The sequence below is a fragment of the Natronorubrum texcoconense genome, assembly GCF_900100335.1.
In the GTDB taxonomy this organism is placed as follows: Archaea; Halobacteriota; Halobacteria; order Halobacteriales; family Natrialbaceae; genus Natronorubrum; species Natronorubrum texcoconense.
The window spans coordinates 1,271,709-1,297,640 of record NZ_FNFE01000001.1; the positions used below are offsets into that span (position 1 = coordinate 1,271,709).

Genomic DNA, 25,932 nt, shown 5'->3' on the forward strand with positions numbered 1-25,932 from the left:
TCGACGTGTTTCGTACGCACAGACCGCTTCGATCGGCCGATTTCTCACCTCTATAGATTACGACGGAGCCACCGCGACGAGCGACAGCGAGCTCCTTCCTCGAGTCTGGGAATCATAGAGTGAGAGCGGGCGCTCACTGATTGACGGCGTTCTGGGGCACCGATCGCCGGCGAAAAAAGGAATGATAGGGGCGGTTCGATAACCGCTACGACTACCGATTACAGGAGTCCAGCGAGGAGGAGGTCGATGTCGATACCGACATCGACACCGGCGTCACCGCCGTCGCCACCATCGCCGCCAACAGCGATCGTGGTTGCGTTCGCTTCTATGGCGTTCCCTTGGTTGACGGTCTGACTCTGGGCGACGACAGCTTCGGAACTGCTGCCTGCAGCAGAGTCAGCCCCACTACCGACTGCGTACGACTCCGCAGTCGACGTCGAGTCAGCTACGCCAACCTGTGCGTTTTGATTCGTCTGATCGAACTCCTGCACCGTCGCCGCAGCCGCATCGCCACCATCGCCACCGTCACCACCAGTGATGGCGTCGGTGTTGACGTTGATATCCTGTGCCGCGGCGCTTCCTGCGGCTCCCACGAATAAGAGGCCGCCGACCATTGCTACCGTCAGTGTAACTGCGAGTGCTCGGTTCATTGTTTCGTTCTGGAACGCATTACAGCTATGCGACACTGGGTTCCGGTACCAATGGTGCTGCGACGCGTTGACCAGTCGAGACGTATCACTGACTCCTACTTATACCCGGAGAACGGTTACGGGGAGGAATACCCGGTTTAACGGGTTGAACGGTCCATTTTGTAGTCACTGCGCGTGAGGGGCCATTGCTACCTGTTCGGCATTCTTCACCTACGTGGACAGATACGGTTCCATTCGCGGGTGTTCGTCGGGTAGGCACCTGTTTCGGCACTCGAACTCGGACCCCCGCTCGAACGGATAGAGTCGCCGTCCGACGTCGGCCGATACTCCACTCGAGGCCGTCGAAAGCGATCGACGCGTATTTTACCCGTTCCTGGACGCGAGCTCGCAGCGAGATTCCGAGACGCTGCCGGACCCCAGTCGAGAGACGTCGATCAAGAGTCACAGCCGGCGAAAAATACGGCCTCGAGAGATGGACCTGTCTCGATGACTCGGTGCAAAACCGCGGCCGAACGGAGCCTCAACGATTGACCAACTCAGATTGCAGCGGAGATTCGGCACCAGTTCCGTCGATTCCAGCACGGTTTCCTCGACTGCGATCCGTGGCGATGTGGCATCTCCAGAACACATCGCGTTCTGACGGTGAGTCGAATTAGTCATCTGCTGACCGTAGAGCGCTTTGCGTTCTAAAAGCCTGCACGAGAGCTCTGTACTCGTGTACATCGATACGTCTGCTGTCAGCCGTCCCTCGTTCTTTGCTCGTCGGTTACTGCACCAATCTACGGCGAGTTGCGGTAGTTGGTTCTCGAAACACAAGACTAGCAGCTCCGCGGCAGTCGATGGCACACGTCGAGGCCCTTTGCGACCCGCTCTCGCTCACATCGCTCGAACGAATGGATCCCGACGCTGTTTGCGACCGAGTCTCCTCGGTGAGTGCCGGAGAGTCTCCCACGTCAGCCGAACGAGGGGTGGATAGTTCGATTACTCGTGCGGTGGTGGAGTCACGTCAGAGAGATTAGTACGATCGCCGACGAATCTGAAACGCCAGGGGCCCACAATAGACGGCGGTTGTTGCGGCCGTCGTAGGAACACGCCAGGCAGTAAGCGGAAAAGTAGATCACGAAAACGTGAACGGAGATAGGGCTACGGCCACTAGTATGTGAGTATCGATTACGGAGCGAATGGCTATCGGCTTGTTGGTTACTACCGGCTCTAATGTACCGACCGCCTCAAAAAATTCGGATCGTTAGGGAATGGTCAGATAATCGGCGCGGTTATCGATTAGGTGTCGCCGTTGTTGTCGTTGTCATCGTTGTCGCCGTTGTCACCGTTGTCGTCACCGAAATCGAGATCGACACCGACATCGACACCGGCGTCACCGCCAGCGCCACCATCGCCGCCAAGGGCGATCGTGGTCGCGTCTGCGTCAATGCTGTTTACTTGGTTGACGTTCTGATCCTGTTCGACGACAGCAGCGGAACTACTGCTTGCAGTAGAGTCAGCCCCAGAACCGGCTGCGAGCGAATCCGCAGTCGATGTGGAGTCAGCTACGCCGACCTGTGCATTTTCGTTAGTTTGATCGAAGTCCTGCACCGTCTCGGCAGCCGCATCGCCACCGCTGCCACCGTCACCGGCAGTGATCTCGTCGGTGTTGATGTTGATATCCTGTGCTGCAGCGGTTCCTGCGAACCCCATAAACATGAGGCCGCCGACCATTGCTACCGTCAGTGTAACTGCGAGTGCTCGATTCATTTGTTAGGTCTGGCACGCATCACAGCTCCCAGATCACTGTGGTCGCTGAGACGCGTTGCCCAGTCGGGACGAATTACTGACATGCACTTATATCCGGAGAACAGTTTCAGTGGGAATCGTTGATTTAGCAGGTCGAAAACGTACTATTAGTTACGATCGACGAGTCTCTGCCCTACTTATGTGTGATTCTATCACTTCTACATTGATATTTCTGTCTCCGCTACTCCTTTTCATCACCGGCCTCGGTTCGCCGCGCCGTCCCCGAAACTGATCGCTGACAACGGTTCCGATGCTATTTCGTACGGGCTAACATATCAGTTTTCGTGATGAAACAGTACTTGTTTCGTAGAACGTTCGGGAGACGTGACATCGTCGTCGCCCGTACTGTATCGTGGGTTATCGGTTTCTCGAGAGCCCATCCGATGGCGGGAGCAGTCTCCGGCCGGCACTTGCGTTACGTCAGCGCAGACGCTCCCCGTCACAGCCGTCGTCGACCTCCAGAACGATTCAGCACGCCGATTCAGTGTCTCGCCAACACGTCGCGCGCTCGAACGTCGCCGTCGGAGGCGTAGCGCCCGTTCTCGAGGGCCCGACGGACACACGGCTCACTGGGACGAGATTGCCACGATCGTTTGAGAGTCGCTTTTCCGTGAAAAAAGTGTTTGGCGCTCGATCCTGTATCCGTGGCCATGAACCGACGCGACATCATCAGTCTTGGTGCCGGTGTCTGTGTCAGCGCCATAGCCGGCTGTCTCGGGAGGACCGCGGATTCCGCGGACGGTGGGTCCGACAACGAGTCGCTGTGGGCCGACGAAGGGGAGAACACGTCGAACGGGGAGTCGTCGGCGGACGAGCCACTCGAGCGGATCGTGATCGGCGACGAGTCGGAGACGGACGCGGCGTACTCGCTCTACGTCCGGAACGCGTCGGACGACGAGCGGTCGGTCGAGATCCAGATCGAACACGACGAGGAGACCGTTCTCGATCGGACCGAAGACGTTCCGGCCGAGGCGTATCTCGAGGTCGCCCTGGTCGATTCGGGGACCTACGAGACGACCGTGGAGTCCGAGTCCAGTCAGAGTTCGGTGTCGATGACGCCACCGAGTGGCGACTGCGAGGAGTCACGGACGGTCATGACGCTCGGGGACGGCGGCATCGGCGTCGACACGTCGATAGTATGTTGAGCGAGGGAGTTCGTCGTCGTATCGGTCGAACGGACGGACCGCGAGGGGGCGATGGGAAGAACCGTTTCGGGTCGCGTAAGCATCCGGTAATTATGTGGTCCCACGGTGTGGCCGGTGGCATGCATCCGTTCCGACGCTCGACGCGGAATGACACTCCGTCGAGTCGACGACGCGACGGCGGGACGAACAGGGAGGCTGCAACTGGCGTACTTTCTACTTTGGGACGTTGCAACGGGACAGCGAGTGGACGGTCGGTCGCGGCTGGCTCGCTCGAGTATCGCCAGCAGAACGAACTGCCGGCATCGCGGACGTCTCCGTGTCGCCGCGCCGGCCGCCTCTCGAGTGATCCATGCCGCTGATCGACGACGACGGGAACCTCTTCGGAGCCGTCAACGTCATCGACGCGATCGTCGTCGTCGTGTTACTCGCCGTGGTCGTCGCGGGAATCGCGGTCGTTGCGGCCCTGGGCGGCGGCGAGTCGGAGACGCGGTACGCGACGATCGAACTCGAGAACCAGCCCGACTACGTCGTCGAGCGGATGGATGAGGGCGACGTCGCGACGTTCGACGGCTCCGAGGACTCGATTACCGTAACCGACGTTCAAATTACCCCGTCACCGGCGGACGAAGGGAACAGCAGCCAACCGGACGTAACGATCCGCGCAGAGGTCGACGGCGAACGGATCGAGGACGAGGATCGGGAGGAGGATCGGTTCCAGGTCGCCGGTAATCCGCTCATGCTCGGCAACGAGATCCAGCTCAATATGGGGACGTACACCACGACCGGCACGGTTTCGGACCTCGGCCAGGAGGGGGAGACGCTCTCGGACGCCGAGGCGACCTCCACCACGCGGGCGGCGGTCGAACTCGAGAACGTCCGGCCGTCCGTCGCGGACGGGTTGGGAGAGGGCATGACCGAGACGATGCGCGGCGAGACCGTCGCGACCGTCGAGGACGTCGAGAGCGAGCCGGCGTCCGTCGTCTTACAGAGCGAGGACGGCAACATCTACGAGCGCGAGCACCCGCAGAATCGGGATGTGACGATGGTCGTCGAGTTGCAGACGACGGAAACCGAGACCGGCATCGAGTTCCGGGGTGAGCGACTCGGCGTCGGCTCGTCCATCGTCCTCAACTTCGACGGAATGAACGTTCAGGGCGAGGTGTCCGCGGTTGAGTAACGAGCTCGAGTCCGCGCGGGATCGGTCGGTCGTTTTGCGGGTGGTAAGGAGAGGTGGTGATCGAGTTCGATCGGCAGTCGGGGGGTCCGTGTTCGTGCAGGTGGGTTTGGATCGGGTCTCGAGCGTTCGGAATCGGGACGAGTCCGTTGGTGGGAGTCGACTCGAGCGCGCGCGTGAGGGGTCTCGGGCGCTTTCGGTGGTCTCGGGGAGTAAGGTGGTCTCGAGCGGGGTCGCTTTCGGGGATCGGATCAGGCAGTGGCGAGGTGAGTCGCGGCTCGTGGGTGTTGGTGCGGAGGGTCGAGACGTGGTGGAGTCGTCGTTTGCCTACCGGTGGCTCACCTCGGAGCCCGATCCGGAGGTGATCGTCATCGATCTCCGCGAGACGCGAGCGTTCGGGCCGCTGATTCGAGGGGTGGATCGCGGTGTGAGTGAGTTTACGGCGCGGAGTCGAACGTCGACCGTCGTGGGTGCCTTAGGATGGGTTGGGTCGGCGATTCGGGCACGACCGATTCAGGTCGTGAGTGCGGTCGTGTTGGCCATGGTGGTCATGTCGTTGGTTCTGATGGTACGTGTCGGATCGGTCTCACAATCGTTGCTTCTCGGACAGCTGCTGGTCGCCGGGCTGGCCGCGCTCGGGCTTCGGTCGCGGGCGAGTTTAGGGGCGTTACTCGAGACTCGAGTCGGACGAGGGATTGTGGCAGCGTTCGAACCGCCCGAGCCGCCCGAGCGTGTCGATGATGGGTCTCGACAGGATGCGGAAGATTCTCCGTGACGATTTGGGCGTACTCCACTCGTCGAAATGGTACTCTCGAAGAGACGCACACCCCGAAAGCCCCCAACGCGCTCGAGTCGGGGGGCTTGCTGCGCTCCTCACTCCTTGCAGTCATTTCGGTGCTTGCTGCGCCCGCCTTCCTCGAGCAACGGGAGAGCACGCTCTCCCGAGCCTCGCGAACGCTTCGCGTTCGCTCACCGCGTCGGCCCCTTTCAGTCCCACCCGACCGCGCGGTGGTCTGACGCGAGCCGTCACCGTAACGGGTCGGGCGACGATCCCGGAGCCGCTGCTTCTCGGGCAGCTTATGGTTGCCGGGTTGGCCGCCCTCGGGCTTCGGTCGCAGTCGAGTTTTGGGGAGTTACTCGAGACTCGAGTTGGGCAAGGGATTGTGGCAGCGTTCGAACCGCCGGAACGGGTTGACGACGAGTCGCGAGAAGGTGGGGAGGACGCTCGGCGAAACGCCGAGAACAGAACTAAGTAATTCTGGCCGAATGTATTACTTATGTCCAGTAATACCAACGGCCCCGGTGAGGAGCGAGTTGTCTCCGTCACCGAAAAGGGGCAAGCAACGATTCCGAAGCGGCTCCGAGAGAAACACGGGATCCCGGCTCCCGGACGGGTGAAGTTCGTCGAGAACGAGAACGGCGAGATCGTCGTTCGAGCGGTCGGCTCGATGCGGGAGTTCCGCGGCCTCGAGCGAGACGGCGAAGAGGAACGCCCGGCAACGGCCGTCCTTCGCGACGAGCGCGAACGAGATAGACAGCGAGGCGAAGCGGTGGTAGAGCAGTTTGCTGAGGACGTGGAATGACCGAGCGGCTCGTTTTCGATACGGAGCCGCTCGTTGCCTACCTGGACGACGAACCGGGGAGCGACATCGTCGAAGATTGGATCGACCGCATCGCCTCGGGGGAGCTCGAGGGCTACATCAGCCCCGTGACGAAGACCGAGGTCCTCTACGTCGGCTCTCGAGTCGGATTCCGTCCGGACGACGTTCGGCGGAGTCTCGAGCGACTCGAGGAGCTGGGCGTCGATGTCTACGATCCGCGCGCGTGCTGGGAGACCGCTGCCGCGCTCAAAGAGGCACATCAGATGGCACTCGGCGATGCGTACGCACTCGCGACGGCCGACGCCGTCGACGGAACGCTCCTCGTCGGCGCGGACGACGACTTCGACGATCTCGCGGCGGACGTCGAACGGTTCCGTGACGAACCAGCCTGATCGGTCGCCGTGGACAGCCCTATGCTGTGGGCTTCTTGTCGCCAGTTTTTGTATCGAGTGTGGACGCTGCTCACGCTGACTCAATGCGGACGCGTTCGATCGGGTCCCGTTACTGCGGCGGGAAGCGATCGTCTCGCTCGGATCGGTCCCGCTCTCGCTTCTCTCGGAAGAGATCCGTTGCGAAGACATCCGTCGATGCCTCACTCCGAGCGGCGAATCCCTGCATCTCGGTCGCGGATCGGACCCGTTCGATGACGACGTTTCCATCCTCGGTCTCACGGAACAGTACCTTCCCCGGCGCGTCGATCCCGAGTTTCGCTCGGAACCGCTTCGGAATCATTGCCTGGCCGTGCTTCGAGATCGCAACGACCGCCGTCCCAGAGTCGGGCGACGATTCAGACTTACGCATCATTCATCGCTATGTGCTGGTCATCGATAAATGGTCCCGGGCTTACAGGATCGAGTCTCCGGAGACAGTTGTCGTCGCCGGACCCAAACACACGGTTGTCTTTCGAATGGACTGCCGAGCGACTGCTCGAGAGGACACCCACAGCTACCCAACCCACTACTCACCCGCTTCGCGAGTTTTTTGACGTTCAGTTTTGAGAGGGAAGATCTCTCTCGAGGGCGGCTACTCGGTCCCGTCCACGGTCACCCGAGGACGTCAGCTGTCTCCGGCGGTCGGTCGGTGGTTTCGCCGGGGAGCTCGGCATCGTCTGGAACGATCAGTCGGCGTTCGGTGTACTCGAGGCCGTTCTTTCGCTCGGTTCGCTTGCGGACGGCGAGCCGGTTCTTCGAGAGCTCCAGGGCGGCGTCGATCGTCCGCGAGACCAGCTTCTTGGCGTAGGCCTCGCTCGTTCCCGGCTCCTGGCGTCGGATCCAGTGTTTCAGGTCGCTTGCCTTGAGCGAGGCGGTGATGCCTTTACAGCCCGTTCGCCAGGGATCGTCGCCGACGCTCGAGTCGGTTCGTGCCTTCCAGAGCTTCGCGGCCAGTCTGGTGGGGAGCGCGTTCGTCGTCGACCGGAGCATGTCCTCGTCCATGCGCGCGAGTTGCTGGATCGGGAGGAGGTCGCCGTATGCCAGTGTCGTGTTGGTACCGTCGAGGGGATCTGCAGTGTCCGGGAGCCTGAAATAGGCCCGGCCGTCGTCCTTGGTGATCCGCTCGAGTCGCCCGTCGGGGACGTCGACCTCGTGTTCGTCGACGGTCTTAGCTCGGAGGTGGGCTCCCTTCTCGAGTTCGCGCGACTGGAGCTCGCGAAGCCGCGTCTTGTTGGCGTTCGCCTTCTTCAGGGCCGCTTCGGTTTGCCTGGTTGTGGTCGTGGTCCGGGTCTCGAGGGCGTCGATCCGTTCCGCGTGATCTTCGATTTGGTTGGTGTGCTCCTCGAGCCGATCGGTGTGGTCCTCGAGTCGATCGGTGTAGTTCTTCAGTTGGGTGTTGGCTTGTTCAAGGCGCGCGTCGTGCTCGTCGAGTTTTGATTCGAGGGTCGCGATCCGCTCGTCCTTTCGCTCGAGTTCGGTCTCGAGTCGTTCGACGCGTTCGGTGAGGGATCGGAGTTGGGACTCGAGGGCGTCAGTCATCGCGCTCACCGTTGTCGGTGTCTTCGTCGTTGGCGTCCTCGTCGTCGGGCTCTCGGTTCTGTTCGGGCTCGTGGTCGTGCTGGTGTTCGCGGCCGAATTTGCTCGGCGGCGGGCCAGAGAACGTCGTCACGCCGCTGCCCGTGTCGGCGTCGGTCTCGTCCGGATGATATGGAATTGCAGCGTCCGGGCCGAGTAGAGAAAGTCCGATCCCGCTTGCTTCCGCTCTGATTTCCCGGCACCGGCGACGCGCCTTCCGGCGCGTCTCGTCGGGCACCCGTTCGCCCTCGATCTCGGCCAGGTGGAGGCGCGCGTGAAGCGCGCGGGTGAGGGTGTCGAGAGCCTCGAGGTAGGTTCGGATCGGCTGGGTGGGGGTCTGTGGTAGCGATGCATCCTGTCGGTCGGGGCTTTCATTACCCCGCGAATCGTCGTTCGACATGGCTTCCGTAGGCAGGTTACGGGAGCTTCTCGCGGACTCGGTGCTCCATCACCGGGTCGCGATTTTGATCTTGATCGTCAGTACTAGATCAGTTTCCCGTTGACTGTTACTGGTCTATAATACAACATAAATCTATGCTTTGCAGTCTTGTTAAAGGGTATAATTGATCTGTGAGTATGGAATAGATATCCGTGGCGATGCAATCGCTTAGATTGATACAACTCCCTTTAGCAGTGCTATACAGATGCGAAAGCGTTCTGAGTGGATGACACGGGCTGATGATGAGATCCTCGAGTACCTCGAAATGCATGGCGCTGGCACCCCGAAATCCATTGCAGACGAAATCGAACGTAACAACGACTATATCGGGGTTCGATGTCGAAAACTTGCTTCATACGGACTCGTGGAAAAGCCATCTCGAGGATTCTACGTGATTACTGATATCGGTGACGCGTATCTCGAGGGGGAGCTTGATGCGAGTGAACTCGAACAGAATGATAGCTAAGGGTGATGTTGGCCGTAAGAATGTTTGGAACCTCTATCTTTGTTCGCACCCACTAGGTGTGTCTCCGACAGTCATCGATAGAAAATCATACTGAATATGATTTCTCATTAGAAGTTTTGATGTATAGAATAGTTGCGCAATAGATCTTCATTTGTTTTTACTACTGCACTTTATCGCTAACTAGCCGTAGAAATCGTGCAGTGCGATTTGGGAGTTGCTGTTCCAATATCCGAACTTCGCTTGGAGAAAAAACGCCTATCTTGAGTGAGACAATTGCATAGATTGTAAATCCAATGGGTGGGACAAGAACTAGCGATAAAAATGACGATTCAATAAACGATGCAGTCCCGAAGACAGCAATTGCGGTGACAGCACCAGCAGTTCCGATCTCCCTAAGCCGGAGATCAACAAGCGGATTGAAGCCGATACGCCGTGCAGCCGATAGATGAAACACCAGCATCGATCCGTACCCGACCGTCGTTGCAACTGCTGCACCGGCCATTCCATATCGAGGAATCAATAGGACATTTAGAACCAAGTTGATGAGAGCAGCAGATCCCGTTGCCGCAATGAGGACTCTCAAGTCACCTTTTCCTTGTCCAATAGCAAATATTGGTCGTGCAATTGCGAATCCGACTACACCAGGTAGTAGAAGGAGTAGTGGTGTTACTGCACCAACGAATTCTGCGCCGAAATATAGTTCCACAAACTCAGTAGCTAGTGCCGCAATACCAATTGCTAATAGCAATGTGAATGCGAGTGTGAATCTTGTTGCTCGACTCGCCATTTCTGTAATCGCCTCGTGATTTTCTTTTGACCACTGCTCCGAAGCCGAATGTATGAATATAATCTGAACAGCTTGAGGCACGATCCACATGAACTCTGAGACTACCAGTGCCGATTTGTACAGCCCTGTCTCGTGGCTTCCAGCGATTGGTTGTAATAACAAAATATCAACATTATATAATGATATTGTGAGTAGAATAAAAATAGTGTTGTAGAGATTGAAGCCGAGAAGATCTCTCCGTGGGAAATCAGAGGGAACAGGTGTAAGAAGAGAACGAAAGTCAACATGTTTTCGAAGCAACCATACCGCGACTATACCACAAACTATTGACGCGATAGCAGTTCCTGCAAGGACACCCGCAACGTCAAAACCGATATATGCAAGAGAAAGTCCAAAGATACCGAATAGGACTTTCTTCAGAACAAGTAGTGGTTCCGATAACTGCTCAAAATTCAGTCCCATCAAGGTGTAGCGCATTACATAGAACACCTGATCCGTGACTAACATCACTGCAAGTAGTACTAAGTATATAGAAAAACCGTCTCCGAATATTGCTTCGACTGGTCCAAAGAATCCAAATAACACTACTGCAGTTCCTACAACAGAAGCAAGACCAAACGCAAATCTGCCGTAGAACGCGAAGACAAGACCTTGCCAACCAGATTCTGACCGTTGTTCTGCCATGAACTTGCGGATACCGGCCGAGATCCCTGCGTGGACTATAGTCGTTAGTATAGAAAATATAGAGAGAATCAGCGCATAATCCCCATATTTTCCACTTCCAAGTATCCTTACTAGAATCGGTGTGATAACAACTCCCAGAAGGAGAACACCAATTTTTCCTGACAAAACCGAAATGATACCGGAAACTGTTCGACTACTCATTTGCGAACATGCACGAAATCAGTTCCATATTTCCCATTCGATTTCTGGGTTCTCGAACGGTGGAACAAGCCTATTTAACAATTTGGCGAGAGTTATGAGGCGAACTATATTAGTGAAAGTTGCATTACCGTCATGACAAATCCGATTTCCAGAAACGAATTCTGCGTTACCAATGGACAATCCTCCGGGTGGAATCTTGTGTAGTGGCAACCGAGAACCCGATTTGAATACTGAACCAGCATTTGGTTTGGATCGTTCTCGTCTACGGATCTTTTCCATTCGTTCTTTTATAAGCCGATTACCCTTCTCTTGAGATTGTTCAGGAAGATCGAATGTTGCAGATAAAATCACCCAGTCATTGTGGTCTTGGAAAGTTGAATAGCGATGATTGAATTGAAGGTCCTCTTTTGTGAGAACACAATGTTCACCGTCAGCAAATACCTCGACAGAGATAAGATAATCCGAGATCGTCATGTTGTGACTTTCTCCTCGTCCGGCATTCATGAAGATTGCACCACCGACAGTTCCTGGGACTGAATATAGATACTCGTATCCTCCCAAACCGTTGCTGATACATTTATTGATAAACTGGGGTACCATCATCGATGCACCGACATCAACTTGTGTTCCATCCACTTTGAACTCCATACATGCTTCTGTGGTTTTGATCACAAGTTCATCAACGCCGTCGTCGTTGACGAGGAGGTTTGATCCATTTCCTAGTATACGATAGTCCCGATTTGACTGGTAACAACAATCCAATATTTTCACAAGTTCTTCTTTTGATTGTGGAGTTGTAATTTCGGCTGGGCCACCAATTTTTAACCACGTATGATCCGCTAATAGCTCAGTGTTCGTTTTCATAGTGTCTTCTCAACCCGTTCAAGATAGTCAAATCCTCTATCTCGGAGTTTCGAAACCTGGCTTTCAATATGAGATTGATCAGGGGACTGCTCTAATCTATCCATATCTTCGTAGAACTCGGACACGTCACCGTCGACAGCGCTGATATGTCTATCTGTCATAGAGACGTCCTGGAGAAGTGAGTGTGTTTTGCTTTGGATGCTCTCATAGATACTGTCTGTATCGATAGTTACAAAGGGTACTCCATGCTTCAAGCTAAAGATTGTGGAGTGAAGACTATTGGTGACTACCATATCAAAGTATTGGTATGCAGTATAGTATTCAAACGGATCCACTACCCCTTCCAGCTCTATATCTGCGAACGGTGATGAGCGAGGAGTGACAATCTGAAAACCACGTTCTCGATACTGGTGGCAGATCTCTTTGAAAGCTTGTTGATTAGGACCGTGGAAGCCAAGGATCGGTTTTCTAGGATCAATTCCTAAATTTCGAAAGATTGAATCAACATTTCTTGTGGGGATTTCAACCATAAGTGTTGGGTCAGGAACCAAGGTTACATCGTTCACACCTAGCTCATTAAGAATATTTTTAGTATGCCGGTCCCGTACGCTAATATGTTTGTACTCGCCAATATGTTTTTTAAACTTAGTAATTGATTGGCTTGAAAGAGTGTTTATATCCGTTTTGTTTGCTGATGCTGCATATGATGCTTTAACTGCGGAAATTGATGGGTCTAAGAAATACAGATTTGGGAACGGGCGTGATGGGAAAATTTTAGAGCGAATATTAGTGTTTTTCTGTTCATTGATTTTCCAAATTTCGTCGCTACCAGTAACTAGGAGATTATAACTCTGTTTATTCAACCATTTTACTGCTTCTTGGTGATTGTCGGTGACGATCGATTCTTCGCTAGTCGGTAATTCATCATCCAAAAATGTTTCAATAATACGTCGATCTCTGACTCGCTGTGGAGTTCTAACAATGCGCTCTAAATGTTTTGAGATGAAAAGAGAGTTTCGCCGATCTCTCTCTTTTGATTTGGTTCGATATTCGATTAGATCAACATTAGTGTCAAATGTATCTTCAAGTAATTCACAAAGAGCATAAGCTTGTAGTATAGCCCCTCGATTTTCGTTGTTGTGGTACGTTAGAACACCGATATCCGTCATAGTTGGGATGAGTTCAGACAAGTGTATATTATTTTGGGTACGTGCTTCTGTTGCGATCCCCAATACATATATAAAATTAATAAATTTATGACGGTTAGAAAGAAGGGTTTAAGACTACAAAACTTATTGAATAGTGCAAATGGGATCAAATAGAGGGGTTGTCTATATTGCCACTGGAGAAGATTATATTAAAGAGGCGAAAAATTCTGCGAGGAGTATAAAATCATGCATGCCAGACATTAACATCTCTCTTTTTACGGACACAGACAAGGATATTACTCATTTCGATAATATATATTCAATTGAAAATTCACGTGGTGACTATGGTGATTCTATTGTTCAACCGGAGATGCTCTGTTATGATCGGACGTTGTTTATCGATACGGACACATATATCACCGAAAATATCTCAGACGTGTTTCACTTACTAGATGAGTTTGATGTAGCTGCAGCACACAACCCAGGAAGCAGAACCACTCCAGAAAATCAAGGATATCCGGATCAGAATGTTCCGGAGTCTTTTCCCCTCTATAACACGGGCGTATTAGCACTCAAACGGAATGATGCTGTCTGCGAATTACTAATTGATTGGGAGTCGATTTATCAGGAGCATATTTCTAAATCAAAGAGTGCACTTAATCAACCAGCATTTCGCGAGGCACTTTATCATAGTGATGTGCATGTTGCCACATTACCTAGCGAATATAATTGTCGAATTCGATACAGCGGTTCCACTGGATTTCTTTCATCTAATGCCAAAATCGTTCATGGGCGTCATCCTGAAAGCCTATCAAAGATTGCAGATTTACTGAATTCTAAATCTGGAATGCGGGTTTTTTCATATAAAGATTACCCACTTCGACTTGATACTAGTTCTCCGAGCTTTCGCTTTTACATTCGTACAGTTCTTACTGAAGGCAATGAACACTATACCTATCGTGGAAGGTTCTATAACTCTTTGAATGAAAGAGGAACTGTAGATACAATAAAACGTATCGTCAGAGACCTCAAAAAATCGTTATTCGAGTGAGAATATATAAAGCTCGATGCTCTTTGACAAGTCGCATTTTTCTTCGACCGCTTCGCGGGCTTTCTCTTCGGGTCGGTGGGTGCGTTAGTCGTGCTCATAGACACAGGTCACGAATGTACTGTTGCTCGTCTCGCGGGCGGTCCTCCAAGCGAATGCAGGTCACGAGCCGGTCGTATGCCTCGAGCCACGCGATCGTCGGGTTGAGTTCCAGTCGGTCGCAGTGCTCCGACCAACGCTGCGGGAAGTACGGATCGACGAAGGCCACGTCATACGTCGATACATGGATGATGTGGATGTCGATGTCGGTCTCGGCCATTCTCATACCGGAACTACTCCAATCTCACCGACAAAGATGCCGCTGGCGAAGCCGATCGTCAGTGCGGTCAGTACGCGAAGGGCTGAGAGCGGCATCTAGTGCTCACCTCGCTAGGTTCGTAAACCACGGGTTTGGGACCGAGCACGGCCTCAGTCGCTACGTCCTGTTCGTCTCGCCATCCAGCCATCGGTCGCGATGATCGTCTTGCGTCGGAACATTTCTTTGAAACTACCGTCGGCTCACATCTCGCTCGTTCGAACTCGCCACCATCATGAATGGCTGGTTCGACTTGGTCATCCTAAAGGCAATTGTCCCGCAGTCGAGCTCGGACACCTTGGGCTCGCCAGCTTCGTCCACAGGTTGAAGACATCGCTTAGGTTCTCGGTCCGCTGGAACATGAGCAAGATTTGGAAGCGATCCGGACCGAGATCCGACTCATGGTATCTGTTGATGTAGTATTCGGCCTCATTGAACGTCGGGCTCTGCCGAAACGGTGGCTCGAGCGATGTCGCCTGCTCGCGACCGGCGCGCTCGACAACGTGGAAGGTATCGTCGAAGCTGGCCTCGATCTGGATGTTACCCGAACGATCGAACTGTCGCCAGTGCTTGAGGTCGTTATGACCCTCCTCGAACGACAGCAAGAGTGTTTTCGGTGGAGATCAGCATCGAGGGTTGCTCGAGCGTATGATACCGATCCGCCAGTTGAGTGGCCCACCGTCTGCAGCGGTGGCGCTTGAGTCGCTGAAGGCGGTCGTATTTCGAGTGAACGATCTTTCTTCGCGACCGGTTAACGTCGCTGCGGACTTAGCGGGTCGCCGTCGCCCGATCAAGTCGTGTTTCACTGCTTTGAGTTGAGAGTACTAGCCAAGTTGTCTATTTTGACTAACCAAAGAATTAGGAGAGTTCATCCCAGATGTGCAGACATGAGAATAGGCGCGAAGCTCAAATCACGGTATACCGATTTCAAGCGGTTTCAAAAAAAGAAGGGGACTATTGAGGCGTTGAAAGTAGCTTCTCAAAATCCGCAACGTGCGTTCCTTTTGCAAGACAAGAATTACCAGAGTGAGAATCGTATTGATTTAGAAGATCGGTGGAGATTGATAAGCAAACACTATAATGATGACGCAAAGAATATAGTTGATATTGGTTGTGACCAGGGTGAATTAACACGCCGGTTTGCTAAGCATGGCCTGTTCGCAATTGGTATTGACAGAACAGCATCGACCATTCTAGAAGCAGAATCACAGACCAGTAAGGAGTTACAATGTTATTTCTTGAGGTCGGAGCTTGACCCTAAGAATATAAAGAACATGCCACCTTTTGATGTGACATTATTGTTGACAGTATTCTATCACTGGGGGCGAGAATTTGGATGGAACGCTGCTGAGGATATGCTTTATACAATAGGAAAGAACACTGATCAGCTGTTTTACGAGACTCCAAAGTCTTACGAGTATATAGGTAGCGACCAATTTAAGACTACTGAAGATGAGGATGTTATAGAGAGTCATAAAAACTATTTGCGAGAAGTTTTAGGAGATCAAGTAATTATTGAACATATTGGTACAACTGATTACAGAGGAGAGGCAAGAAAAGACCTAATTTTCGATGTTGATTGTTCTCAATTGAATTGTGTTTGTGATTAGGGCGTAAACAATTGGAATGCAGTAAAGGACCATCAGACAACACTACTTTTAATGACCTGTAGGGTTATCTGGGTTATAGATGTCAACGAAAGATGCTTGGAGTTTTAGTCAACTATTCTCTTTCGAATCACTCTTCATATTGTTCCTTTTCGCCTCACTCTGGCAAGAGTTTCCATACATAAAGTCCACAGGTGTCGATTTAACTATATTATTTTTTGTAACTATACTTTTTTGGTCAGCATATTTATTATACGTTGGTGGGTGGAAAATAACCTCCGCGATGCTTTTGTTCACCGCCCCAGTAGCCATATTCATCATATATGCGACTATTTCAGCGACGTGGTCTCCGAGCAATAATTATGCCACTCACAAACTTGTACGGTTGTATAGTCTCGTCCCGGGATCTATTTTAGGGGCCCTTATAATCGGTCAGTCACGGATCCGCCTTCATAGATTTCTCCGTCTACTAGGAATCTTTGGTTCAGCCTTGGTTATCTCTGTTATTTTCCAGATATTTACTGGTGAAATGAGTCAGGGGTTTCATATCGGAGATCGATCGTATCTCCTCCCATCCCGGGTGATGGGTGCGAGCGCACTAATCTTCATCTACTGGCTAACAACCGTGCGTCAGCTTCATACTCGACTGATTTTGGTAGGCGTAATTGGAACTCATCTAATTGCTATATTACTCGCTGGATCACGAGCCGCTTTTATCTCGTTGATAGCTGCGTCAGCCATCTTCCTACTTCTACAGTTTTCCCTCAACGACTATGAGTTGTATGTGCCGACAGTTATCCGCGATCTAGCTACTGGAGGAACAATAGCATTAGGAATACTAATTGCTGCACTTCCCATTATAGACATAACTGAGGTCCGAGCAATCCGAAGAACATTACGCATTATTTATACAGGCGAAACCGAAACAGCTCTCTTAGCGCGTTTTGACCATGTAGGGTCTTCGGTAGAGTTATGGATTCAATCTCCCCTATTTGGGCATGGAATTGGGTCATATGGAGTTTTATTTTGGGGTGAAGACATAGTTGCATATCCTCACAATATTATTTTGGAAGTCTTATCTGAGCTTGGCCTAATAGGTTTACTATTGTTTGGGACCATAGTCGTTCTATCTTTATCACGACTTTATTTGTTTTACAATTTCCTACCAAAGAACATGGGATCGTTCCTAGTGTCATTCATATTATTTTGGTTTATCTCATCACTGTTTTCATTCGATATGACTGGGAATAGATATCTGTTCATGAGTCTTGCTCTAGGATATGTTTCTGCAGGCATATATTGTAGCAAGGAAAATGGTGTTCAATGTAGTGATCGCCAGTACTCCTATGAGAATTCAAAATAGATCATCAACATGGAACTCAGATATCTAACAAAGCGGGCAAGACTAATATATCGGGAGGAAGGAATATTCAGCTTAGTTAGTTCCCTTTGGAGATTTACTGAGTTGACTTTGATTGATCGAATAGAGTACTTTCGATACAAACAAAGAATCAAGAGAATGCACCCATCTTATTGGAGATACACTCATCTACCTGACCCTTTCAAAATTATTTTTGTAGATCCTAACTCTGTTAACCATTTCTCCCCAACAAGTGGTCTCGAAAAATGGTCGAGTTCTGGAACAGTAAAATCAGGAAACTGGGACGTTAATAATGAGGAATTTGACGAAACGTACGATCTATTTCGTGCATTTCAAAAACACTTTCAGGACAAAATCCCTTGGGAAAATACTGATTTTTATGATAGAGTGGCAGACCAAATAGAAAAAGGAAATCCAAAATGGGGTTGCCATTCCATTAACGACCTAGACAATAGATGTGAAAGACTAGATAGATTATATAATAATATAAAGTCAAATGGCTATAAATCAAAACATGAAGTTATAAGTGAGGGGTTCGATAATATAGATGAGCCATTTGTGATAAAAAATACCTGTCTGGAAAAGTACGATGAAGTGGCAGTAGATATTAGTAGAGATGGGTCTTTGCTGTTTGTTGATGGGCGGAACCGTTTAGCAATAGCAAAGATCCTCAATGTGGAATCTATCCCTGTTCGCGTCGTTGTTCGACATGGCAAGTGGCAAGAAAAACGAGACCAATTTGGAAATGGGGAATTCCTTCCAACCGATGAACGTAACCACCCTGACCTAATGGATTTGGCTGATACACATAGAGACAAAAACAATGAGTGAATACAAACTCTATCAGATATTAGAAGATTCTGTGAATCACATAATTGATGACCAGGCTCATGAGGGACAAGTTCCATCTGGCCACAACGGACCTTGGGGCAACCCACAAACACCAGTTAGGAACACGTCGCATCATACCATCACGCTAATACATTTGGCAGAACAGACCGCAGATCAACGCTATGGGAAAAAAGCTAATGAGTGTCTTTCTTATTTGTTGTCAAAGGAGGCCCGACCATACGACCAAACGTTCTACCACCTAAAAGAACATGAAAAATCACGCTGTAATGGTCTAATTGGCCAAGCTTGGACAATTGAAGCACTGGTATTGGCAGCAAAGTACTTTGATAGACCTAATTTGATAGACCTTGCACAAGAAGTTTTCTTGCTTCATTCATTCGATGATCAACTTGCTGCCTGGGACTACGTTGATGTTGATGGTCAATTCCAGTCACTTGATAAAACATTCAACCATCAACTATGGTTCGCAATGGCGGGTGCAATGCTTGCCCATTGCCCAGATACGGAGCCAAAAATCAAACACCAGGTCCATAGTTTTCTTGATGAACTTCCAGAAAACCTTAATCTATACGATTCTGGCCTTATATATCATCCATTTAAACCAGAATTCGACATTATCAAGTACAGCAAAATATTCGCCGAAGGAATCCAATCTGGGGTTGCACATAAAATGATTTCTAACGTGATGCAGGCCACTATCGGTGGTGAGTCAGGTGATCCAATGAAGGAGACGTCAATTGGATATCACTCGTTTAACTTGTACGCATTCGGTGTTCTGAACGAATATTTCCCTGATCATCAATTTTGGGAAAGTAAAAAGTTCAAGCGCTCACTTGAATATGCCCAAAGTGACCAGTTTAAAAACCAACTTGCCGGAAATCCATATGGATATCCATACAACTGTGCAGGGATCGAAATGGCCTACGTTTTAAATACATTTTCCGAAGATTCGATAGAAATGCAACGCCAGTGGTTAAAAGAGCAATTTGAGAGGACATTTGACCCGGAGACAATGAGGATGTCTCGGAACAATCCTGATCCTGCGACGTTGACGGCCCGGTTGTACGAAGCGACTCGATTACCGAACATAGAGCTGTCACTCAGTTTTGAGCAGGAAAATGAAATCTGATAGTGACAATTTCCCTTTCGTTTCTGTCATCATTCCCGTCTACAATGATCCCGACGGGGTTCGAAGTTGTTTGACTGCGCTCATTGAACAGACGTACCCGAATTCATGTTTCGAAGTGCTGGTTGTCGATAACGGGTCAACAGATGAAACGAGATCAGTTGTTCGTGAGTTTCCTGTCCAACTTCTTCTCGAAGACAAAATACAAGGGTCGTATGCGGCCCGAAATAGGGGTATCAAGGAGGCAAGTGGTGAGATCCTTGCGTTTGTTGACGCTGATTGTACGCCTGAAGCAGAATGGATTGAGTCTGGCGTCTCGATGATGGTTCAGAAGGATGCGGATCTTGTCGCCGGGAGAGTCCGATTCAAGTTCACATCTAAACAGACTGCGGCAGAGCGTTTCGATGCGAAGGGAAACATGCGGAACGACAAGACTGTTCGTGATGGAATTGGAAAGACAGCAAACCTTTTTACTCGGAGATCAGTTGTTGATGAAATTGGAATGTTTCCACAGGATTTACGGTCAGGTGGAGATGTTTATTGGACGCGATCGGCAACGAAGGCGGGCATGAATATCGTCTATTCGCCAGACGCCATAGTAAATCATCCCTCCAGACAGCTCCGTTCTCTCTTGGGGAAGATGTACCGTGTCGGTACCGGAAGCGTTGAGATGTGGTATCTAGATGACCAAACGACCACTTGGACAATCCTCACTGGACTCGTAAAATTCCCGTTGAAGGCATTTCGGTTTGCGGAAACTGGAGATAAGAAGGAAACGGCGGCAAACGTAGAAACACCACCCGACCGAGATGTGGAACAAACTCTTGGATTCTATTTCGCCGCTGGGCTTGCAGTTACCGCACTAATGATTGGACGGATCGTCGGCCTCGTGAAATTGATTCCACGAGTTCTGATAACATAGAAAGTTCGTTATTTCTCATCTGCTGTCCGGCTGGAGGTCTCCCAGACAACAATGTTATTTCCGCGTAAGAAGTTCAATAGTCCTAACAACATCCCGTAATTGGACTTGAGGAAATAAAATGGGACGTGAGTGATTAGTGGGTCATCTACCTCGAACCGCTCTGCGAGAGCCCCTAACACTGCAAAAAGATAAAACGCGAGTTGTCCAGCCAATAGTAGTTGGTAGAGTACTGACCCGAACGCCACAACGAGTCCTAAATTCGAGACGAACACCAGCACTAGTAGGAGCGGAGACAACCAGCGCAGAATCTTGTGAGACCAAAGTTGATACGCAAACAGCGGATGTCGTAGCGGATTCAACAGGTCTTGATAGTTCGATATCGCATGCCAACATCTAGTAACGATCCGAACACGTCGGCGGAATTCGGATGTTGACGAACTTTCCGTCTCTTCCCAAGCAATTGCGGCAGAGACATACTTTACGGCTTTCCCACCTCGAACGATCTCTAACGGCTCAGCGAAATCGCTAATTGCATCTCGAGACAGGGGCACGTACGATTCGGAACGCACCGCGTAGATGGAACCATTACCCGTTACGAGTGAATTGACTCGCGACTCTAGGTGCTTGATTGCTGATTCGTATCGCCAGTATACGGATTCTCCCTCTACGTCGCTGGACCCGTGGTACCGGAGTTCTCCGACTACACATCCAACATCGGAACTAAACCCTTGGACTAGCTTTTTGATTGCATCCGGTTCATACATACTGTTTGCATCCGAGAAGACAAGAATATCTTCGTCTACCATCTCCGCCACTTCGTTTTGACAGGCTGTTTTCCCTACTCGACCCTCAATCCTTGCGAGTTCAATACCATGACTGGAGTATTCCTTGACAATCTTGTCAGTGCTATCTGACGAAGCGTCAGAGAATACTACTATTCTAAGTTTCTCATCAGGATAGTTCAGATCAAGGCTATTCTCGATCTTTTCACCAATTATCTCTTCCTCGTTATATGCAGCAATAACTAGTGCTACAGTAGGAAAGTTGGTATTGTGAGGACCCTGTTGGGGACTTTGGAGATGACTACCGATCCACAATGTGAGTGGGTAAATAAAGTAACTATGTATAAGTCCATACAGCGATCCCCAGAAGATAACCAATAAGATCGTTTCAAGTATCATCGTTACTCAATTGAATTCCAGCCGGATTGCTCGCTATAGCAGGATATGGTGCCATCCATGTCGTGTACAGGCGATAGAGAACTTTCACCTTTCATGTTCAGATGTACCTTCTGTACGCCTCGTAGAATCCACATTGTCGAATCATCTTTCGGGAGGCGGATATGTCGTTCGATCCCTCTCAGCGCCACAAAATCTCTTGCACGTCCTTCATCACCCCCCAAACCTGCCTCACAACGATCTTCAGATCGAACCACGGCGACTGCTTCCGGATATACTCCAGATCGTACCGCAACTTCGCCTCGGGATCCGTACTCTTCGCCCCATTGATCTGCGCCAACCCGGTCAACCCGGGCTTCACGAACCACCGTTTGCGCCACGCCGGCGCGTCCTCCTCGAGCAACACCTCCTCTTCCGTCCACGCCGCACGCGGCCCGACGACGCTCATGTCGCCGACGAAGATCGACCACAGCTGGGGCAGTTCGTCCAGGTGCGTTCGTCGCAACACCGCCCCCACTCGAGTGATTCGATCGTTCTCCGAATCCGACGTCGGCGTCGCCGACTCGCCCTCGGGGACCATCGTCCGGAACTTGTAGACGGGGAACGTGTCGCCGAAGCCGGCCGTGCGATCCTGGCTGTATAACGCCGGCCCCGGACTGTCGACTTTGATCGCGAGGGCGATCAGAATAAACACCGGCGCGAAGATCACCAGCCCCACCGTCGCGAATGTGACGTCGAACAGCCGCTTGAACAGGTGATCGAGCGGATCCCAGGGCTCGACGTCCACGTCGACGATCCCCTCCAGGTCGTCCTCGGCGACCAGCACGCTGTCGGCGTACTCCCGGTGGATCTTCGCGTCGATGCCGTGTCGGTGACAGACGTCGAGCGCGCCGAAGAACTCCGCCCGGTCGGGCTCGCGAAACGCCAGCACGACCGTGTCGACGTCGTACTGGAGCAACACAGTTTCGAGCCGCGACAGTCCACCCAACCGATCCAGTGCACTGGCGTCGCCCGCAATACCACTCTCTGTCCCGTCAGCGCCGGTCGTGATCCCGCCGTCGGCGACGGTCCGGACGGAGAGGGAGTCACCACCAGCGCCGAGCACGGACGGATACAGATACCCGAGTACCGGCACGTCGAGCGCCGGGGAGATCCGCTCCATCTGCTCGAGATCGTCGCCGACCACGAGCGTCCGCCCCGGATCGTCGGCCGGACTGCGGTGGATCCAGACGAACCACGCGGGGATCACGATGATAAGCGCCCCGATGGTCATCACGAGCGTCGCCCGCGGCAGTCGGTGCGACCACTTGAAGTAGCCCAACGCGGCCAGCGCGAGCCCGCCGACGATCACCCGCCGCTGGGCGAAAAACACCGTATCCAGCACCCGCCGCGGCTGGGGTTTGTACAGCGGCACGAGACTCCCCCCGACCGCGAGCACGCTGAGGAGAACTGCCCAGTAGAGCGACTCGCCGGAGAGGATGGTCACCTCGAGCCGGTTGAACAGCGGCACGTGCGAGGTAAACAGGGTCTGAGAGAGCTGGTGGTTCGCGACGAGCACCGCGACGACGGTCAGCAGTATGACACCCACGACGCTCACCGTGCGGTACTTCCATCCCGTGAACATTCATTATCCGACACGACCGGGGGTTACATAGTGCATTTCATGTTTTCTCGTGTACATCTATTCTCGGAACGTTAGCTGTACGGATGGCAACAGAGTCATACCAACCACTACATACCAATCGCTGACACGGATTTCCGCTCGAGGCGCCGGGAAAACCCCCGCTACTCCGTCGAGAAACGCGACCGCCGGGCCGTCAGCCGATGCCCCGAAAGCGGGCCGAAACCACAACGATCGATCCAATCAGTCACTAACCGGTTCGTCTCGGTACCCGAGCCGAACACGGCAAAACCGAGTCGGAGACCGAACGGTCACTGCACCTGAACCGTCTCCCCGTTCTCGACCGCCTCCTCGCTCACCTCGACCGTTCCGTCGCCCACCGCGTACTCGCCCGCGTAGGGAACCGTCACCTCGAGCGAGCCGTCCTCGCCCGCGGTCACCTCGCGCTCGTAAGAGATCGTCTCCCCGGAGACCTCGACCTCGGTTGCGACGATCACCGTCTCACCAGGCTCCCCTGTCGACGTGATCGTCGCCCCGGGGACGACCGCAAACGCAGTCGCATCCTCGCCGACGTAGATCGCCTGGTAGTGCGCGAGCGGCTCGGTTTCCTCCCCACCCGTCCCGAGATCGTCGTGGAGCTGTGTCTGCGAAGTCGTCTCTGCGAACTCGCCGTCTAAGTCGGTCGTCACGACGTAGCCGACGTCGCGCTCCGCGAACTCCTCGTACCAGCCGTCCGGATCGTCGCTGAACACGAACGGCTCGAAGTTCGCCTGCGCGTACGCGTAGCTCTCCGACTCCCCGTTGACGAAGTAGTTGTACAGCCGGTTGTCCCCCCACTCGCTGAAGACGAAGGTTTCCGGGTACTCCCGGTCCGTCGCCTCGGCGTGGTCGTCGATCACCGCCGTGGCTTCGAACTGCGCGTCGCTGTGGGTCGTCTCCGCGAGCATCGACGGGATGAAGAAGAGACTCATCCCGCACACCAACAGCACGATCCACACCAACGTGACGAGCGTCTTGGCGTCCCCCGGAACGACGAGACTCGGCCGGCGTTCGCCGCCGTCCGCGACGGTGCCTCGAGCCGCTTCCGACCCGCTCTCGACGTCGCCCTCCCCGCGCTCTCGGAACGGCATCGGATCCCGGGCGAGGTGGGTCCAGGACAGCAACCAGACGAGCCCCATTCCCCCGAGCACCGAGATGGGGATCGCCAACTGCGCCGCGAAACGCCCCTGAATCGCCGCCAGTGCGAGCCAGCAGACCGCGTAGACCGCGAGCAACAACCAGCCGGGTTCGTAGCGGCGATAGACCGCCCAGCAGGCCCACGCCAGAACCAGAATCCCGAGGTAGAAGCCCAGACCGAACTGCGTCAGCGGCCCGAGGACGACCGCGTTCTCGACGGCGAGAAGCGACGCCGTCTCCTGGGCCCCCTCCCTGAAGAACAGATCGTCGGCGCGCTCGGTTATCCGCGTCCACTCCTCGGGTCGCACGCGACGGAACGCGAAGAGACCGGCGCCGGCCAGAAGCACCTGAACGCCGACGAGCACCCCGGCGTGCCACTCGAGACGTCGCCACAGCTCCCCGACGACGGCGACGGCCACAATCCCCGCGACGACGAGCAGGGGGACGACCGCGGTGAACTGATCGTGCCAACCCAGCCGGAAGTGGAGAAAGACACCGAGCGCCGCACCGAGGGCCAACCCGACGAAAATCGGCGCGGTCGACGCCGCGGGCGAGAGCCCGGCCCGCGCGTCGACGGCGACCTTCAGCCCGACGTACGCCGCGAGGGGCACGAGCATCAGGATCGAGCCGCCCCAGGCGAACATCGACAGCGTGGCCGCGATCCCCAGCACGACGGCGGCGAGCCACGTCCACGGGCTCCGCAGGTGCCCGACGACCGCCGCCCGCGGCGTCGACTCGAGCGCCCGCCGCTGGAGGTCGACGGCCAACCAGGCCAGCGTCAGCAGCGTCACGCCAAGATAGAGATACTGGTGAACCCGGTGCTCGAGGAAGCCGATCTGCGTGTAGACGGCGTGGGCCGGCGTGAGCGCGAGGATGATGACCGACGCGAGTCCGATGCGGACGTCGTCGCTGACGACGACGGCGAGCCAGTAGACGACGATACCCAGCAGCACCGTTCCGACGACGGGGAGCCACGCGGCGACCATATCCGCGGCCCACTGGTCGCCGCCGAGCAACTCGGCGAAAAACCAGTGCGTCGAGTGCGTCAGCGGCCGTCGTTCGGCCGCGCCCTCGGGAAGGCTCGTGATCACGCTCGTATCGGTGATCCCCGACGAGTCCGCGAGCAGCGCCTCCGTCCAGTAGCGATAGTAGTACGGATCGTTCGCGGGCGAGACGACCTCGTCGCCGCGAAACACCGATCCGTAGGTCCAGAGTCGCGACACGAGCAACAATCCCAGCACCCCGACGAGCCCAACGGCGGCGCGCGGGTCGAGCGCGATCGGACTCGAGAACCCCGACTCTGAACCCGACCGATCCACGGAAACGTCCCTGCCCTCGAGTCCCGCCCGCACGCCCTCGCGACTCGAGACCCGGTACTCGCCGTCGGACTTCGTCACGATACCCCGCGAGACGAGTTCGCCGAACGTCCCCGAATCCAGCGGGAGATCGTCGAAGGTCCAGCCGTCGTGGTCGGCGTCGACCGCGAGGACGGTCTCGAGCGCCTGGGCTCCGTCGTCGCGGTCCTCGCGGAAGGTCGCTGCCGCGTCGGCTACCGCAGCGGGATCCGGCTCGTCGGGCATTACGCCGATCACTCCATGTGCGCACTGATAAAGACTGGGCGCGTACCGCGCTCGGACCAACCGATAAGCGAACGATACCGGCTCCGTGTCCCGTCACCGTGCCGAGCGCGCGTCGTCGACGGCTATCGAA

General features: G+C 53.6%; 25 protein-coding genes. 13 read left to right on the top strand and 12 right to left on the bottom strand.

Going from position 1 to position 25,932, the window contains the following annotated elements; genetic code table 11:
• Positions 1 to 218: 218 nt before the first annotated feature.
• On the bottom strand, positions 219 to 650 hold the full coding sequence (locus BLT08_RS06090; RefSeq protein WP_090303850.1) for a hypothetical protein: 432 nt from the start codon (positions 648 to 650) through the stop codon (positions 219 to 221).
• A 1,281-nt stretch (positions 651 to 1,931) separates the two neighbouring features.
• The gene (locus BLT08_RS06095) at positions 1,932 to 2,366 is read right to left on the bottom strand and encodes a hypothetical protein (RefSeq protein WP_090303851.1); all 435 of its coding nucleotides are present in this window, start codon (positions 2,364 to 2,366) and stop codon (positions 1,932 to 1,934) included.
• A gap of 725 nt (positions 2,367 to 3,091) precedes the next feature.
• Between BLT08_RS06095 and BLT08_RS06100 the strand changes: the two genes are divergently transcribed.
• The 5 genes from BLT08_RS06100 to BLT08_RS06120 all read left to right on the top strand — a co-directional run bounded on the left by BLT08_RS06100 (position 3,092) and on the right by BLT08_RS06120 (position 6,753).
• Positions 3,092 to 3,586, top strand: coding sequence for an Ig-like domain-containing protein (locus BLT08_RS06100; RefSeq protein ID WP_090303852.1), 495 nt, complete (start codon positions 3,092 to 3,094; stop codon positions 3,584 to 3,586).
• A 349-nt stretch (positions 3,587 to 3,935) separates the two neighbouring features.
• Positions 3,936 to 4,763 carry a DUF4330 family protein gene (locus BLT08_RS06105; protein WP_090303853.1) on the top strand — a complete coding sequence of 276 codons (828 nt, stop codon included), beginning with the start codon at positions 3,936 to 3,938 and terminating at the stop codon, positions 4,761 to 4,763.
• A 100-nt stretch (positions 4,764 to 4,863) separates the two neighbouring features.
• The gene (locus BLT08_RS06110) at positions 4,864 to 5,535 is read left to right on the top strand and encodes a hypothetical protein (protein WP_245724153.1); all 672 of its coding nucleotides are present in this window, start codon (positions 4,864 to 4,866) and stop codon (positions 5,533 to 5,535) included.
• Between the two features lie 502 nt (positions 5,536 to 6,037).
• On the top strand, positions 6,038 to 6,343 hold the full coding sequence (locus BLT08_RS06115) for an AbrB/MazE/SpoVT family DNA-binding domain-containing protein (RefSeq protein WP_090303855.1): 306 nt from the start codon (positions 6,038 to 6,040) through the stop codon (positions 6,341 to 6,343).
• Positions 6,340 to 6,753: a type II toxin-antitoxin system VapC family toxin gene (locus tag BLT08_RS06120; RefSeq protein ID WP_090303856.1), complete on the top strand. Its 414-nt coding sequence runs from the start codon at positions 6,340 to 6,342 to the stop codon at positions 6,751 to 6,753. The genes BLT08_RS06115 and BLT08_RS06120 overlap by 4 nt, the downstream gene beginning before the upstream one ends.
• Positions 6,754 to 6,862: 109 nt before the next feature.
• Here the strand turns inward: BLT08_RS06120 and BLT08_RS06125 are convergent, their stop codons facing one another.
• The 3 genes from BLT08_RS06125 to BLT08_RS06135 form a co-directional block, all read right to left on the bottom strand.
• Entirely contained in the window at positions 6,863 to 7,162 is a 300-nt protein-coding gene (locus BLT08_RS06125; RefSeq protein ID WP_090303948.1) for an AbrB/MazE/SpoVT family DNA-binding domain-containing protein, read from the bottom strand.
• 242 nt (positions 7,163 to 7,404) lie between these two features.
• Positions 7,405 to 8,331: a DUF8008 family protein gene (locus BLT08_RS06130; RefSeq protein WP_090303857.1), complete on the bottom strand. Its 927-nt coding sequence runs from the start codon at positions 8,329 to 8,331 to the stop codon at positions 7,405 to 7,407.
• Complete coding sequence (locus BLT08_RS06135; protein WP_090303858.1) at positions 8,324 to 8,767, bottom strand: hypothetical protein; 444 nt, start codon at positions 8,765 to 8,767, stop codon at positions 8,324 to 8,326. Before BLT08_RS06135 ends, BLT08_RS06130 begins: the two co-directional genes overlap by 8 nt.
• 265 nt (positions 8,768 to 9,032) lie before the next feature.
• Here BLT08_RS06135 and BLT08_RS06140 point away from each other — a divergent pair, with 265 nt between their 5' ends.
• On the top strand, positions 9,033 to 9,272 hold the full coding sequence (locus tag BLT08_RS06140; RefSeq protein WP_245724154.1) for a winged helix-turn-helix domain-containing protein: 240 nt from the start codon (positions 9,033 to 9,035) through the stop codon (positions 9,270 to 9,272).
• Between the two features lie 160 nt (positions 9,273 to 9,432).
• Here BLT08_RS06140 and BLT08_RS06145 read toward each other — a convergent pair whose 3' ends face one another.
• From BLT08_RS06145 to BLT08_RS06155, 3 genes are read right to left on the bottom strand one after another with little or no spacing between them, the layout of a single operon-like run.
• Positions 9,433 to 10,944: a lipopolysaccharide biosynthesis protein gene (locus tag BLT08_RS06145; protein WP_090303860.1), complete on the bottom strand. Its 1,512-nt coding sequence runs from the start codon at positions 10,942 to 10,944 to the stop codon at positions 9,433 to 9,435.
• 18 nt (positions 10,945 to 10,962) lie between these two features.
• Positions 10,963 to 11,808, bottom strand: coding sequence for an FAD-binding protein (locus BLT08_RS06150; protein ID WP_090303861.1), 846 nt, complete (start codon positions 11,806 to 11,808; stop codon positions 10,963 to 10,965).
• Positions 11,805 to 12,977 carry a polysaccharide pyruvyl transferase family protein gene (locus BLT08_RS06155; RefSeq protein WP_090303862.1) on the bottom strand — a complete coding sequence of 391 codons (1,173 nt, stop codon included), beginning with the start codon at positions 12,975 to 12,977 and terminating at the stop codon, positions 11,805 to 11,807. The genes BLT08_RS06150 and BLT08_RS06155 overlap by 4 nt, the downstream gene beginning before the upstream one ends.
• A gap of 139 nt (positions 12,978 to 13,116) precedes the next feature.
• On the opposite strand from BLT08_RS06155, the gene BLT08_RS22495 reads away from it, so the two are divergent.
• Positions 13,117 to 14,007: a glycosyltransferase family protein gene (locus BLT08_RS22495; RefSeq protein ID WP_139171277.1), complete on the top strand. Its 891-nt coding sequence runs from the start codon at positions 13,117 to 13,119 to the stop codon at positions 14,005 to 14,007.
• Between the two features lie 94 nt (positions 14,008 to 14,101).
• On the opposite strand, the gene BLT08_RS06165 is transcribed toward BLT08_RS22495, so the two are convergent.
• On the bottom strand, positions 14,102 to 14,329 hold the full coding sequence (locus tag BLT08_RS06165; RefSeq protein WP_245724155.1) for a hypothetical protein: 228 nt from the start codon (positions 14,327 to 14,329) through the stop codon (positions 14,102 to 14,104).
• A gap of 431 nt (positions 14,330 to 14,760) precedes the next feature.
• On the opposite strand from BLT08_RS06165, the gene BLT08_RS22500 reads away from it, so the two are divergent.
• The 6 genes from BLT08_RS22500 to BLT08_RS06185 all read left to right on the top strand — a co-directional run bounded on the left by BLT08_RS22500 (position 14,761) and on the right by BLT08_RS06185 (position 20,247).
• A complete protein-coding gene (locus BLT08_RS22500) occupies positions 14,761 to 15,060 on the top strand; it encodes a hypothetical protein (RefSeq protein ID WP_139171278.1) in 300 nt (99 codons plus the stop codon).
• Between the two features lie 186 nt (positions 15,061 to 15,246).
• Positions 15,247 to 15,969, top strand: a complete 723-nt coding sequence (locus BLT08_RS22505; RefSeq protein ID WP_139171279.1) for a class I SAM-dependent methyltransferase — start codon at positions 15,247 to 15,249, stop codon at positions 15,967 to 15,969.
• A gap of 580 nt (positions 15,970 to 16,549) precedes the next feature.
• A complete protein-coding gene (locus tag BLT08_RS23345) occupies positions 16,550 to 17,329 on the top strand; it encodes an O-antigen ligase family protein (RefSeq protein WP_245724168.1) in 780 nt (259 codons plus the stop codon).
• A gap of 9 nt (positions 17,330 to 17,338) precedes the next feature.
• Positions 17,339 to 18,178: a hypothetical protein gene (locus BLT08_RS22510; RefSeq protein WP_139171280.1), complete on the top strand. Its 840-nt coding sequence runs from the start codon at positions 17,339 to 17,341 to the stop codon at positions 18,176 to 18,178.
• Positions 18,171 to 19,328 (top strand): glycoside hydrolase family 88 protein, encoded by a 1,158-nt coding sequence (locus BLT08_RS06180; protein WP_245724156.1) that lies wholly within the window; start codon positions 18,171 to 18,173, stop codon positions 19,326 to 19,328. Before BLT08_RS22510 ends, BLT08_RS06180 begins: the two co-directional genes overlap by 8 nt.
• Positions 19,318 to 20,247 carry a glycosyltransferase family 2 protein gene (locus BLT08_RS06185; protein WP_090303867.1) on the top strand — a complete coding sequence of 310 codons (930 nt, stop codon included), beginning with the start codon at positions 19,318 to 19,320 and terminating at the stop codon, positions 20,245 to 20,247. The genes BLT08_RS06180 and BLT08_RS06185 overlap by 11 nt, the downstream gene beginning before the upstream one ends.
• An 8-nt stretch (positions 20,248 to 20,255) precedes the next feature.
• On the opposite strand, the gene BLT08_RS06190 is transcribed toward BLT08_RS06185, so the two are convergent.
• The 3 genes from BLT08_RS06190 to BLT08_RS06200 all read right to left on the bottom strand — a co-directional run bounded on the left by BLT08_RS06190 (position 20,256) and on the right by BLT08_RS06200 (position 25,802).
• Complete coding sequence (locus tag BLT08_RS06190; RefSeq protein WP_090303868.1) at positions 20,256 to 21,428, bottom strand: glycosyltransferase; 1,173 nt, start codon at positions 21,426 to 21,428, stop codon at positions 20,256 to 20,258.
• Positions 21,429 to 21,606: 178 nt separating this feature from the next.
• Positions 21,607 to 23,049, bottom strand: coding sequence for a sugar transferase (locus BLT08_RS06195; RefSeq protein ID WP_090303869.1), 1,443 nt, complete (start codon positions 23,047 to 23,049; stop codon positions 21,607 to 21,609).
• 308 nt (positions 23,050 to 23,357) lie between these two features.
• Positions 23,358 to 25,802 (bottom strand): MFS transporter, encoded by a 2,445-nt coding sequence (locus BLT08_RS06200; RefSeq protein ID WP_090303870.1) that lies wholly within the window; start codon positions 25,800 to 25,802, stop codon positions 23,358 to 23,360.
• Positions 25,803 to 25,932 lie beyond the last annotated feature (130 nt).

Bases quoted from the DNA above. Each gene is read 5' to 3' on its own strand.
- BLT08_RS06155 (WP_090303862.1), bottom strand. From the start codon at position 12,977: ATGACGGATATCGGTGTTCTAACGTACCACAACAACGAAAATCGAGGG.
- BLT08_RS06140 (WP_245724154.1), top strand. From the start codon at position 9,033: ATGACACGGGCTGATGATGAGATCCTCGAGTACCTCGAAATGCATGGC.
- BLT08_RS06115 (WP_090303855.1), top strand. From the start codon at position 6,038: ATGTCCAGTAATACCAACGGCCCCGGTGAGGAGCGAGTTGTCTCCGTC.
- BLT08_RS06150 (WP_090303861.1), bottom strand. From the start codon at position 11,808: ATGAAAACGAACACTGAGCTATTAGCGGATCATACGTGGTTAAAAATT.
- BLT08_RS06145 (WP_090303860.1), bottom strand. From the start codon at position 10,944: ATGAGTAGTCGAACAGTTTCCGGTATCATTTCGGTTTTGTCAGGAAAA.
- BLT08_RS06185 (WP_090303867.1), top strand. From the start codon at position 19,318: ATGAAATCTGATAGTGACAATTTCCCTTTCGTTTCTGTCATCATTCCC.
- BLT08_RS22510 (WP_139171280.1), top strand. From the start codon at position 17,339: ATGGAACTCAGATATCTAACAAAGCGGGCAAGACTAATATATCGGGAG.
- BLT08_RS06200 (WP_090303870.1), bottom strand. From the start codon at position 25,802: ATGCCCGACGAGCCGGATCCCGCTGCGGTAGCCGACGCGGCAGCGACC.
- BLT08_RS06105 (WP_090303853.1), top strand. From the start codon at position 3,936: ATGCCGCTGATCGACGACGACGGGAACCTCTTCGGAGCCGTCAACGTC.
- BLT08_RS22505 (WP_139171279.1), top strand. From the start codon at position 15,247: ATGAGAATAGGCGCGAAGCTCAAATCACGGTATACCGATTTCAAGCGG.
- BLT08_RS22495 (WP_139171277.1), top strand. From the start codon at position 13,117: ATGGGATCAAATAGAGGGGTTGTCTATATTGCCACTGGAGAAGATTAT.
- BLT08_RS06165 (WP_245724155.1), bottom strand. From the start codon at position 14,329: ATGAGAATGGCCGAGACCGACATCGACATCCACATCATCCATGTATCG.
- BLT08_RS06180 (WP_245724156.1), top strand. From the start codon at position 18,171: ATGAGTGAATACAAACTCTATCAGATATTAGAAGATTCTGTGAATCAC.
- BLT08_RS06135 (WP_090303858.1), bottom strand. From the start codon at position 8,767: ATGTCGAACGACGATTCGCGGGGTAATGAAAGCCCCGACCGACAGGAT.
- BLT08_RS06095 (WP_090303851.1), bottom strand. From the start codon at position 2,366: ATGGTCGGCGGCCTCATGTTTATGGGGTTCGCAGGAACCGCTGCAGCA.
- BLT08_RS06100 (WP_090303852.1), top strand. From the start codon at position 3,092: ATGAACCGACGCGACATCATCAGTCTTGGTGCCGGTGTCTGTGTCAGC.
- BLT08_RS06130 (WP_090303857.1), bottom strand. From the start codon at position 8,331: ATGACTGACGCCCTCGAGTCCCAACTCCGATCCCTCACCGAACGCGTC.
- BLT08_RS06125 (WP_090303948.1), bottom strand. From the start codon at position 7,162: ATGCGTAAGTCTGAATCGTCGCCCGACTCTGGGACGGCGGTCGTTGCG.
- BLT08_RS06120 (WP_090303856.1), top strand. From the start codon at position 6,340: ATGACCGAGCGGCTCGTTTTCGATACGGAGCCGCTCGTTGCCTACCTG.
- BLT08_RS22500 (WP_139171278.1), top strand. From the start codon at position 14,761: ATGGTATCTGTTGATGTAGTATTCGGCCTCATTGAACGTCGGGCTCTG.
- BLT08_RS06190 (WP_090303868.1), bottom strand. From the start codon at position 21,428: ATGATACTTGAAACGATCTTATTGGTTATCTTCTGGGGATCGCTGTAT.
- BLT08_RS06195 (WP_090303869.1), bottom strand. From the start codon at position 23,049: ATGTTCACGGGATGGAAGTACCGCACGGTGAGCGTCGTGGGTGTCATA.
- BLT08_RS23345 (WP_245724168.1), top strand. From the start codon at position 16,550: ATGGGTGCGAGCGCACTAATCTTCATCTACTGGCTAACAACCGTGCGT.
- BLT08_RS06090 (WP_090303850.1), bottom strand. From the start codon at position 650: ATGAACCGAGCACTCGCAGTTACACTGACGGTAGCAATGGTCGGCGGC.